Origin of the sequence: Rathayibacter tritici, from assembly GCF_002932875.1 — a bacterium.
In the GTDB taxonomy this organism is placed as follows: Bacteria; Actinomycetota; Actinomycetes; order Actinomycetales; family Microbacteriaceae; genus Rathayibacter; species Rathayibacter tritici.
The window spans coordinates 1-11,807 of record NZ_PSWS01000002.1; the positions used below are offsets into that span (position 1 = coordinate 1).

Here is an 11,807-nt window from a genome sequence, read left to right on the forward strand (position 1 = left end):
CCCCACCACCGCCACCACAGGCGCTCCCCGCCTCCAGCCAGTCGGCGACCCCCCCGCCGCACCCCGCCTCCGCGCCGTCCCCCAGGGGACGGAGGCCCGCGGATTCGCCCTCTACGTCGGCATTGACGAAGCCAAGGCCCGCGCCGCCGGAGTCGACCTCGGCCGCCTGGTCGACGAGCTCAAGCGCATTACGGCCCAACTCGCGCCCGACGCCGAAACCTACGCCTCCGTTGCTCTCGCCCCGCAGGGCGTCGGCGGCCGTGACGTCGACGTCGTCCGCCTCGCGCTCCAGGATCCGGCCGCCGTTGCCAAGCGCCGCGCGGACGCCGAACCCGACCTCGATCGGGCGCCCGGCGGAGTCGTCATCGACATCTCGCGCAAGCGCGTGATCCTCGACGACGAGACCACCGCCCTGACGTACAAGGAGTTCGAGCTTCTCCAGTACCTCGTGCTCCGCGAGGGCCGCACCATCGAGCGCGCCGAGCTCATCGCCTCGCTCTGGGGCGCTGCCGACGACGACGCTCCGAACGAGCGCACTATCGACGTCCATGTCCGTCGGCTCCGGGCCAAGCTCGGCCGCTACGAGGAGATTGTCCGCACCGTCCGCGGCGTCGGCTACCGCTTCGATCGCCACGCGGACGTCGCCATCCGCTACGCGTCGACGCCGTCGCCAGATCTGTTCTGACGCGACCCCGGCGCGGCGGGCAGCTACTGGAGGGGCTCAGAGAGCTCCCAGCAAACAGGTGGTTGCGCCGTTACCCGGCCGTTATATAGTTCAGATGCGTCAACCGTTTGCTGTGGCGGAGAAGCGCGAAAAGTGATTGCAGGACACTCTTGGTGCAAGGGAAGGAAGGCCGGCCGCTCGCCTCAGCGGTCGGCCTTCTGTCGTTCCCGGGCGACCATCTCCTCCTCAGCTGCGCCTGAATGCCCGCGGCGTAGGCTGTATGGCGTCTGGATGTCAGGGAACCGCTTCCTTGGCGCGACGAAGGAGGACCAGTGGGGTCGAGAGAGGCCGTCGCTGCGTGGGAGGCGCTCTTCCGCGCCCAGGTCCACGTGATGCGTGCCCTGAGCACCGAGTTCCCCTCGCGGGAGATCTCGATGAATGAGTACGACGTCCTCTTCAACCTCACTCGTCAGCCCGAGCGGCGCGCACGCCTGCGCGACCTGAACCGGCACGTCCTGCTGACCCAGCCCAGCGTCAGTCGGCTGATCGACCGGCTCGCCGCCCGCGGCTGCGTGGAGAAGAGCGAAGACCCGGCGGATGCGCGCGGCACGATCATCACCATCACCGACGAGGGCTACGCGCTCTTCCGGCGCGTCGCGCTCACCCACATGACGACCATCTCGGAGCAGGTCGGTGGGGCACTCGACGAGGACGAGCTGCGGCAGCTGACCGCGCTCTGCGACAAGCTCCGCGACGGCATCGCCACCTCCTGATCCGCCTCGCTAGCACGGGCTGCAGCGCCCGACCAGGTCTTCGCCGGGGCGCGGGATTCGCGGATCATGGGGGTCATCATGAGTGACGCCTCCCCCACCCTCGTCTGGCTCCGCGACGATCTGCGCCTGGCCGACAACCCCGCCCTGCGCGCCGCGGTCGACCGGGGCAGCGAGGTCGCGGTCTGCTACGTGCTCGACGAAGAGTCGGCGGGGATCCGGCCACTCGGGGGCGCTGCCCGCTGGTGGCTGCACGGCAGTCTTGCAGCCCTCGCCGCCGACCTGCAGGAGCACGGAGCGACGCTGATCCTGCGCCGAGGACCGGCGGAGGCCGTCATCCTGCAGCTCGCCGACGAGATCGGTGCCGGAGCCGTGCACTGGAATCGTCGCTATGGAAAGGCCGAACGCACCGTCGACGCGGCGGTGAAGGAGTCGCTCCGCGACGGCGGACGCGAGGCCGAGAGCCACCAGGGCTCCCTGCTGTTCGAGCCGTGGACGGTGCAGACCGGCGCGGGCGGCCCCTACTCCGTCTACACGCCCTTCGCGCGCGCCTGCCGCGCCAAGCAGACGCCGCGCGCGCCGCTGCCCCGCCCGCGCTCGCTCGAGGGCTACGCAGGCGACGTCGCCTCCGACTCCCTCGACGACTGGGAGCTGCTGCCCACGCACCCCGACTGGCCCCAGGGCCTGCGCGAACGCTGGACGCCCGGCGAGAAGGCGGCGACCGACCGGCTGCGCGCCTTCCTCGCCGAGCAGCTCGACGACTACGCCGAGGGACGCGACCAGCCCGCCGAGGACGCCACCTCGAATCTCTCGCCGCACCTGCGCTGGGGCGAGGTCAGTCCGTTCCAGGTGTGGCACGCGCTGGAGGAGGCGCACGCGAAGGGGCTGCACCGCGGCGACGGGAGTGACCGGTTCCTGTCCGAGGTGCTCTGGCGGGAGTTCTGCTACCACCTGCTGTTCCACTGGCCGGACCTGGCGACCGCGAACTTCGACACCCGATTCGACTCGTTCCCGTGGGGCCGCCCCGGCGAAGAGGCGATCGACGCCTGGCATCAGGGCCGCACCGGCTACCCGCTGGTCGATGCCGGAATGCGCGAGCTCTGGCGCACCGGGTACATGCACAACCGCGTTCGGATGGTGACCGCGTCGTTCCTGATCAAGAATCTGCTGGTCGACTGGCGGGTGGGCGAGGACTGGTTCTGGGACACACTCGTCGACGCGGATCCGGCCAGTAATGCCGCGAACTGGCAATGGGTGGCGGGCTCCGGAGCCGACGCGTCGCCGTTCTTCCGAGTCTTCAACCCGGTCACCCAGTCGAAGAAGTTCGATCCGGCCGGGGTGTACATCCGCCACAATGTGCCCGAACTGGGCGAGGTGGAGGGCGCCGCCGTGCACGAGCCGTGGACGCTCGAGGACACGCTCGCTGGCGGTCCTGACGCCTACCCTGCACCGATCGTCGACCTGAAGGAGACACGGGCTTACGCGCTCGACGCTTTCGCTCAGATCAAGGGGGCTCCACGCGACATCACGCCGCGCGGAGGCGACTGATCCACGCAGATCAGAGCTGGAGGGACGGGTCGGTGAAAAAGCCCGACGCGGCGAGCGCGTCCTCGGCACGGCCCTGCGCGCGTAGATCGCGGGCAGGAATGCCGACGAGTATCGCTCCGTCGGGTGCATCCTTGACCACGACGGCGTTCGCGCCCACGCTGACATCGGAGCCGAGCATGACCGGGCCAAGAACGACCGCGCCCGCCCCCACGACCACTCGATCACCGAGCGTGGGATGCCGGCGCTCGCGCCTGGCCGACTTCCCGCCCAGCGTGACGCCGTGGTACAGCATGCAGTCCTCACCGATCCGCGCGGTCTCCCCGATCACCACTCCCATGCCGTGGTCGATGAAAAGGCGCCGACCGATGGTCGCACCGGGGTGGATCTCGACTCCGGTCGCCGCCCGCGCCGCCTGGCTGAGCAGCCGGGCGGGCAGGCGCAGACCGCGCCGCCACCAGGCGTGCGCGACACGGTGCACCCAGATCGCGTGCACGCCCGGGTAGGCGAAGACGACCTCCACCGCGCTGCGGGCGGCGGGGTCGCGCTCCTGGGCGGTGCGGACGTCCTCGCGGAGCCGGGCGAGCACTCCGGGCGCCTCCGGCCCGGACAGGACGCGGCGGTCCCGTCCGGAGCGGGGCGTCCTGCCGTGGTTCGAGGGTTTCAGCTGGGGAGGTCCTCGTAGAGAACGGTAGAGATGTACCGCTCGCCGAAGTCGCAGACGATGGCGACGATGGTCTTGCCGGCGTTCTCGGGGCGCTTCGCGACCTCGAGCGCGGCCCACATGATCGAGCCGGAGGAGATGCCACCGAGGATGCCCTCCTGTGCGGCCATCTCCCGGGCCACCCGCACCGAGTCCTCGAGCGTGACGTCGATGATCTCGTCGTAGATCTCACGGTCGAGGATCGCGGGGACGAAGTTGGCGCCAATGCCCTGGATCTTGTGCGGACCGGCGGTCCCCTGGGTGAGGAGCGGGGAGTCGATCGGCTCCACTCCGATGATCTGCACACCGGGTTTGCGCTCCTTGAGCACCTGTCCGACCCCGGTGATGGTGCCGCCGGTGCCGATACCGGCCACGAAGACGTCGACCTCGCCGTCGGTGTCCTCCCAGACCTCCTCCGCCGTGGTGCGGCGGTGCACCTCCGGGTTGGCGGCGTTCTCGAACTGGCGGGCGAGGATGGCGCCGGGAGTGCTGTCGACGATCGCACGGGCGCGCTCGACTGCACCGCGCATGCCCTCGCTACCGGGAGTCAGCACGATCTCGGCTCCGTAGGCCCGGAGAGGACCCGGCGCTCGACGGACATCGTCTCGGGCATCGTGAGGATCACCGAGTAGCCGCGGGCGGCTCCGACCATCGCGAGGGCGATGCCGGTGTTGCCGCTCGTGCCCTCGACGATCGTCCCGCCGGGAGGCAGTTCCCCCGAGGCCTCTGCCGCGTCGATGATCGCGACGCCGATCCGGTCCTTCACGCTGTTCGCCGGGTTGTAGAACTCGAGCTTCGCCAGGACCGTTGCCCGATCAGCGCCGTCGAGGCGGTTGATGCGGACGAGAGGTGTCCTGCCGACGAGCTGGGTCACGTCGTCGTGAATGCGTGCCATGATGTGCGCTTTCTGCTGGGGCGGTCGACCGTGGCCCCGGAGCCGTCGGTGGAACAGGTGCTGGAGCGCCCACCGGGCAGGCGCATCCCCCACGATACGGATGCAGTGACTCCAGGTCAGCACCTCGGGCGCGCCCCCTCGTGCACATCGCCCGCCAGCTCGCATCTCCACCGGGAGGAGGACGCCGCCCGGGCGCGCGCGTCACGTACCATGAGCGCGGGGGATCGCGCGACTGTTCGCGAGGCTCTCGCCACCCTCCCCCTGCATCTCCGCGGCCGCTCGCCGCGTCGAAAGGACGACCCTCCATGACGCTCCCCACTGCATCCCGCCGCTCCGTCCGGCCGCTCGGGATGTCACTGCGGGCAGTCATGGGCTTCATCGGGATGAGTGCTGTAGCGGGTGTCCTGATCACCGTCGGCGTCACTCCGGCCCTCGCGCTGACGGGCCTCGCCACGAGTAACACGATCGGCATGTTCCAGAACCTGCCCGGCTACCTCGACGTGGGCCATCTGATGCAGCGCACCAACATCTACGCGAGCAACGGCACGACCCTGCTCGCCTCCGTCTACGACCAGAACCGCGTCGAGGTCGGCTGGGACGACGTTGCGCAGTCCGCGAAGGACGCCGCCGTCGCCGGCGAGGACCCGCGCTTCTACCAGCACGGAGGCATCGACCTCCAGGGGACGCTCCGCGCGATCGCCGTCACGCTGGCGGGCGAGGACCTCCAGGGCGGTTCGTCGATCACGCAGCAGTACGTCAAGAACGTCCTCGTGCAGAAGGCGGAGTCGATCCCCGACAAGGCCGAGCGCGCCGAGGCCTACGACGAGGCGACCGCGCCGACGCCGGAGCGCAAGCTGAAAGAGATGCGGCTCGCGATCGGGCTCGAGAAGGAGGCGTCGAAGGACGACATCCTGCTCGGCTACCTCAACATCGCCCTCTTCGGAGGCACGGTGTACGGCATCGAGGCCGCGGCCAATTACTACTACGGCATCCCCGCGAGCCAGCTCTCCACCCCCCAGGCGGCGGCGCTGCTCGCGATCGTGAACAACCCGGTGAAGTTCAGCTTCGACAATCCGGGCGATGAGACGAACGGCGCCGCGAACGGCTATGCCGCCACCAAGGAGCGTCGCGACTACATCCTCTCGGAGGAGCTCAAGCACGGCCGAATCGACCAGGCCGCGTACGACGCCGCCGTCGCCGAACCGATCACCCCGAACATCACCGAGCCCTCGACCGGCTGCACCACGGCCGGGGACGCCGCCTACTTCTGCGACTACGTGCTCAACGTCCTCCGCAACGACACCGTCTTCGGAGCGAGCGACGATGAGCGCTACCAGCGCATCCGCCAGGGCGGCTTCGACGTCGTGACAACCCTCGACCTCGACATCCAGCAGGCCTCGCAGGCGGCGTTGAACGCCTACGTTCCCTCGGTGGACCCGCGCTTCCAGCTCGGCGCGACCGCCGCCTCCGTCGAGGCCAAGACGGGCCGCGTGCTCTCGATGGTGCAGAACACGAAGTACAGCCAGGACGAGCAGTTCCTCACCGCCAATCCCGGCTACAGCGCCATCAACCTCAACGTCGACCTCAGCATGGGGGGCGGCTCCGGCGTCCAGACCGGATCGACCTACAAGGTGTTCACGCTGGCGCAGTGGCTGAAGGCGGGGCACACGATCAACGAGTCGTTCCCGTCGCCGACGTCGGGGTTCGGCTCCTACGCCAAGAAGTGCAATGTCGAGAGCGGCTACTACCAGGGCGAGCGGTTCGCACCGAGGAACGATGATCCGTCCGAGGACTCCTCCTCCATGACGGCGCTCGAGTCCACGACCAATTCGATCAACACCGGCTTCATGGGCATGGCCAACAAGCTCGATCTCTGCGACATCCGTACGACCGCCGAATCGTTCGGAGTGCACGGCGCGAACGGCAAGGAGCTCAGTAGCGGCCCGGCCGCCGTCCTGGGTACCAACGAGATCGCCCCGCTCACTATGGCGAGCGCGTACGCGGGCATCGCGAACGATGGCACGACCTGCGACGCCGTCGTCATCGACCGGATCACCGACTCCGACGGAGCCGCTGTCGCCACCCCCGACTCGAACTGCCGAGCATCGGTGACTCCCGAGGTCGCTCGCGGTATGCAGTACGCGATGCAGCGAGTGATGACCTCGGGTACCGCCACCGCCTCGAACCCCCGCGATGGCATCGAGCACATCGGCAAGACGGGGACGACGGACGAGGCGGCCGACGTCTGGACCGCCGGCGCGAGCAGGGCGGCCTCGCTCGCCGTCTGGGTGGGCAGCATCAAGGGCTTCGACAACCACACCAAGCAGAACCTGCGCTTCACGACCATCACCGGCGAGTCGGGATCGATCAAGGCCTCGAACGCCCGCCACGCCATTTGGAAGCCGATCATGACGGCGCTCGATCAGAAGTACGGCGGCGACAACTTCGCCGATCCGCCCGCCTCGATGCTCGCCAACTCGCCGCGCGGCGCGACCCTCGCCGAGGTGCCGGATGTGACCGGGAAGACCGTCGCCGATGCGTCAGCCACCCTGGAGGCTGCGGGCTTCGTCGTCGGCATCACGGAGCCGGCCGCGTCCGCCAAGATCCCCGAGGGTTCCGTGGTGACGACCACGCCGAGTACCGGCAAAACGGCTCTGCGGGGCGCGGTGATCCCGTTGCAGGTGAGCACGGGGAAGGCGCCGATCAACCCGGACGACATCATGGACGTTAACGGCGACCTACTCCCCTAGGACGCGCACGGTTGAGAAGGGGCCGATCCCACCGGAGATCGGCGGCTCGGAGCAGCCGTTCGTGACGAATCGGGGGTGTCCGCCTGAGGACCGGCTCCCAGTGTCGCGGGGAGAGGCGCGTGCTCTTCCGCCTCCCTCGCGAGGGGCCCAGGATGGAAGGACGACCCTAGCGGAGGAGCACGACGTGGGCATCGCGGAACCGTTCGATCTCGACGACCACCGCCGTCATGCGCCGGGAACCCTGCGCGAGCACTTCTCGGTGCGCGAGTTCGAGGAGGTGCCGCTGGATCGCGAGGCGATCGTCGCCACCGCGTACCTGCACGCAATCGAGCACGCCGCTCTCGCCCGGGTGCTGCCGATCGCCCGCGCCCATCCCGACGCCCAGGTCCGCTCATTCGCGACGGTCTGGGCGGCCGAGCGGCACCGGATCGCCGACGCGCTGGGCGACGTGCTCGCAGCCTCGCCGCAGATCCGCGGCATCGACGTCCGGCCACCGGAGCCGACCGTCGAGTCGCGCCCACTCGTGAACCGCGTCGCGGCCGCCCTCCCTGGTCCGATCGCGCTGGCGCTTGCGGTGGATGCGCGAATCGCGATGCACAGCTACCGTCGGCTCGCCCGGCTCTCGCTGCACCCCGAGATGGAGCGCCTCGCCGAGGCGATCATCGGCGTCCTGGAGCGGCAGGCCGACTTCTTCACCGTGCACGCGGCGGAACGTCTGGGCCGCCCGCTGCCCCGCCGCGTGCTGGCGGCGGGCCTGTTGGCCGTGCTGCGCCTCCCGATCGGCGAGGCCGACCTGCCCGAGCCTCTCGCCCGCGAAGGCCGCGAACTCGTGTTCGGTCGGGACGACGGCGGACTGGACGGGATCGACGCGGGGATCGTCGCCGCCTTCGCGCTGCCCTGCACAGCGGCCCGGCGGCTCGTGCATCCCCACCGGCCCGTGTCGATCCGCGCGGCGCACCGCTTGGGGCGCCTGGCCTCCGACACCCGCTTCGCCGTCGCGACCCTGCTGGAGCAGGTGCGGGAGTAGCGCCCGCGCTCAGCCCAGCAGCTCGCGCACGTCCTCGGCGGTGATCCCGCCCGTGGCAGCGGCGCCGTCGTCGGACATGACCGCCGCGAAGAGCGCGGCCTTCGCCTCCTTGAGGGCCATCACCTTCTCCTCGATCGTGTCCTTCGCCACGAGCCGGTAGACCATCACCGAGCGGGTCTGGCCGATGCGGTGCGCGCGGTCGACGGCCTGCGACTCCGTGGCCGGGTTCCACCACGGGTCGAGCAGGATGCAGTAGTCGGCCTCGGTGAGGTTGAGCCCGAAGCCGCCCGCCTTGAGCGAGATCAGGAACACGCCCGCCTCACCCGAGCGGAACCGCTCGATGACCTCGTCGCGCTTCTTCGTCGCTCCGTCGAGGTAGGCGTACTCGATGCCGGCCGCGTCGAGCCGGCCGCGGACCCGGCCGAGGAACCGCGTGAACTGGCTGAAGACCAGCACGCGATGACCCTCGCCGAGCGCGTCGCCCAGCAGCTCGTCGAGCAGGTCGAGCTTGGTGGAGGGGACGCTCTCGTGCGCCTCGTCGACCAGCGCCGCGTCGAGGGCGACCTGGCGCAGCACCGTCAGCGCGCGGAAGATCGCGAAACGGTTCTTCTCGAAGTCGCCGATCAGGCCGAGCACCCGCTGCCGCTCCCGCGCTAAATAGGTGTCGTAGACCTTGCGCTGCTTCGGGCCGAGCTCGACCTCGAGAGTCTGCTCCTGCTTGGGCGGCAGCTCCTTCGCGACGAGCTCCTTGGTGCGCCGCAGCATCAGCGGGCGGATGCGCCGCCGCAGCTGCGAGAGCTTCTCGCTGTCGGCCTCGCGCTCGATCGGCTTCTGGTAGAACTCGACGAAGCCGGCGGGCGAGGGGAACAGGCCCGGAGCGACGATCGACAGGAGCGACCACAGCTCCATCACGTTGTTCTCCATCGGCGTGCCGGTGATGGCGAGCTTGAAGGGAACGTCGAGGCGGCGCGCGAGCTGGTGCGTGGCCGACTGGCGGTTCTTGACGAACTGCGCCTCGTCGAGGAGGAGCCCCGACCACTGGATGCCCGAATACGACTCGTAGTCGAGCCGGAACAGGGCGTAGGAGGTGACCACCAGCTCCGCCTCGCCGATGACGCTCGAGAGCGCCTTCCGCTTCTTCTTCGACGTCTCGTCGATGCCGACCACGCGCAGGTCCGGGGCGAACCGCTTGGCCTCGCCGACCCAGTTGGGCACGACGCTGGTGGGCGCGACAACGAGGAACGGGCGCGGCGAGGTGCCCGCCTCCTGGGCCGCGGCGCGCTGCTCCTGCATCACCCGGCTGACCAGAGCGAGGGACTGCACGGTCTTGCCCAGGCCCATGTCGTCCGCGAGTACGCCGCCGAGCTGGTTGTCGTAGAGGAACGAGAGCCAGTCGTAGCCGAGCTGCTGGTAGGGCCGCAGCTCGACGGCGAAGCCCTCGGGGAGGACGCGGGGCTCCAGGGCACCGGTCGCGGTGAAGCCGGAGAGGCCCTCGACGGAGCGGCGCCAGGCGGCGGCCTGCGCCTCCACGACGCCCAGTTCGACCAGCTCGTCCCAGAGCGAGGACTGGAAGCGGCTGATCCGCAGGGTCTCGCCGGGGTCGTCCGAGAGCTCTCGGGCCTCGGCGATCAGCTCGCGAAGTCGGCCGAAGCGTTCGTCGTCAAGGGCGAAGTAGACGCCGCTGGGCAGCACCATGTACTCGTCGCCGCGGGCGAGGGCGAGGAAGATCTCGGCGAGCGGGACCGCCTCACCGTTGACCGTGACCGAGATCTCGAGGTTGAACCAGTCGCGGCTGTCGGGCTGAGCGACGGTCTGCACGGCAACCACGGGAGCCGTCTGCGCCTCGCGGTACTCGACTCTCTCGCCGATCTCCTCGATCTCGACCGTGCCGAGCTCGTGGAGCCGCTCGACCTCGCCGGCGAGGAAGCCGACGGTCTGCATGCCGCGCAGGTCGAAAGTGGGGCGTAGGCGCCTGCTCGACGGCGAGACCAGTGCGGGGGTCGACTCCGGGTCCAGGCCCGCGCCGACGAGGGAGTCGAGGATGCGCTGCTCGGCGTCGAGGTCGCGGTAGCCGGCGTCCTCGCCGACCCGGAGCGGCAGCCGCTCGGCGTCGACGCCGCGCGCCCCCTCCACCGCGTAACGCCACCACCACGAGCCGCGCAGGCCCGCGCCCTCCGTGTGCTCGAGGGTGAGCCCCAGCCGCGGCTCGGGCACGGCGGGCGCCTCGAAGGAGCCGTCGCGGGAGACGATGTCGAACAGGCGATGCAGCCGCTGGTAGTGCTCGGTGAGGAAGGCCGATTCCTCGGCCATCGGGATGCGGATGGCCTCGCGGCTCCACAGGAACGTGCGCGCCGAGGACAGCAGCGGCGCGGCGAACGGGATGAGGGTGACCGGGCGGGCACGCAGCTCATCGCCCCCCTCCCAGGTGTAGAGGCCGACGGCCGGGTCGCCGATGAAACCGAACTCCTCGGGGGCCGGGTGGTCACCGATCGCGACGAGCGAGCGCAGCTCGAGGCCCGCAGGGGTGCGTGTGACGTCGATGGAGGCGGTGGCCGTGGTGTCGAGGATCTTCAGCGGCGTCTGGTCGCGATCACCCATCACCAGGCCGATGCCCGCGCGGACGGCGCCGTGCAGGGCCGCCCAAATCGCCTCGCTCCGGCACTGGTCGAGGTAGAGCCAGGTGTCGGGCGAGTAGTAACTGGAGGCGCTGTGGCCGGTGAGCAGGCCCTGCATCTCGCGGACGACGTCGATCTGGCGCTCGTCGTAGTCGTGGCTGTAATGCAGGTACCCGAGGTCGCGCCAGCTCGCGCCGGTGCGCACCCAGCGGTCGCGCTCGCCCATCCGCACCGGGCGGACGCCGAGGCGCGGGCGCGGCTCGGGCGGCGGGCGGTAGGAGTTGTAGCGGCCGGGCGGGCGGCGCACGGGCTCGCCGGGCAGCAGCTCGAATTGCAGGCCCAGCGGGATGCCGGTCCGCGAGCGGTCGGCTCCGGCGAGCAGCGGAGCGAGTGCACTGCGCCACTCCGGGACCGCGTCGACGGCGGCCTCACCCGGGAACGGGCCGGCCACTCCGCCCTCGCGCTCGCGGCGCAGGGCCTCGATCAGGACGGCCGCGACGTGCTTGCACTCGCGCTTGACCGGGCAGCTGCAGGCGCCGCCGAGCAGGCTCCAGTGCTCGCCCTCGTCGCGCAACTGCACGCTCACCGCGTAGGGCAGCCGACCGGATCCGCGGACCTGGCCGAAGAGGCGCGTTCTGCCGCCGAACCACTGCAGCTCGCGGACGCGTCCCTCGTCGGCGTAGGCGGCGCCCTTCTCGAACGCGGCGGTGCCGACGAGTGCGCGGATGTCCTGCTCCCAGAAGGGCTCGTGGCCGGCGGTCACCGACCCGGGTGCGGCCGACGGCAGCACCTCACCGGGGGGACTCTGGCGGGCCATGAACCTCACGCTCTCCGCGCT

The 11,807-nt window shown here is 70.3% G+C and carries 7 protein-coding genes and 1 pseudogene; 5 read left to right on the forward strand and 3 right to left on the reverse strand.

Annotation, left to right across the window (positions count from 1 at the left end; translation table 11 throughout):
* The 3 genes from C5D07_RS00610 to C5D07_RS00620 all read left to right on the forward strand — a co-directional run.
* Positions 1-685: winged helix-turn-helix domain-containing protein (locus C5D07_RS00610; RefSeq protein WP_104258379.1), on the forward strand; the 685-nt coding region annotated here is incomplete at its 5' end.
* 371 nt (positions 686-1,056) lie between these two features.
* Entirely contained in the window at positions 1,057-1,437 is a 381-nt protein-coding gene (locus C5D07_RS00615; protein ID WP_104258416.1) for a MarR family winged helix-turn-helix transcriptional regulator, read from the forward strand.
* A 78-nt stretch (positions 1,438-1,515) separates the two neighbouring features.
* A complete protein-coding gene (locus C5D07_RS00620) occupies positions 1,516-2,982 on the forward strand; it encodes a cryptochrome/photolyase family protein (protein ID WP_104258417.1) in 1,467 nt (488 codons plus the stop codon).
* A 10-nt stretch (positions 2,983-2,992) separates the two neighbouring features.
* Here the strand turns inward: C5D07_RS00620 and epsC are convergent, their stop codons facing one another.
* Positions 2,993-3,568 carry a serine O-acetyltransferase EpsC gene (gene epsC / locus C5D07_RS00625; protein WP_068255440.1) on the reverse strand — a complete coding sequence of 192 codons (576 nt, stop codon included), beginning with the start codon at positions 3,566-3,568 and terminating at the stop codon, positions 2,993-2,995.
* 74 nt (positions 3,569-3,642) lie between these two features.
* A pseudogene (gene cysK / locus C5D07_RS00630) lies at positions 3,643-4,577 on the reverse strand (cysteine synthase A).
* 305 nt (positions 4,578-4,882) lie between these two features.
* Here cysK and C5D07_RS00635 point away from each other — a divergent pair.
* Positions 4,883-7,327: a transglycosylase domain-containing protein gene (locus tag C5D07_RS00635; RefSeq protein WP_104258380.1), complete on the forward strand. Its 2,445-nt coding sequence runs from the start codon at positions 4,883-4,885 to the stop codon at positions 7,325-7,327.
* A 184-nt stretch (positions 7,328-7,511) separates the two neighbouring features.
* Positions 7,512-8,354 (forward strand): hypothetical protein, encoded by an 843-nt coding sequence (locus C5D07_RS00640; RefSeq protein ID WP_068255450.1) that lies wholly within the window; start codon positions 7,512-7,514, stop codon positions 8,352-8,354.
* 9 nt (positions 8,355-8,363) lie between these two features.
* Here the strand turns inward: C5D07_RS00640 and C5D07_RS00645 are convergent, their stop codons facing one another.
* Positions 8,364-11,786 carry a DEAD/DEAH box helicase gene (locus tag C5D07_RS00645; protein ID WP_068255452.1) on the reverse strand — a complete coding sequence of 1,141 codons (3,423 nt, stop codon included), beginning with the start codon at positions 11,784-11,786 and terminating at the stop codon, positions 8,364-8,366.
* Positions 11,787-11,807: the final 21 nt, after the last annotated feature.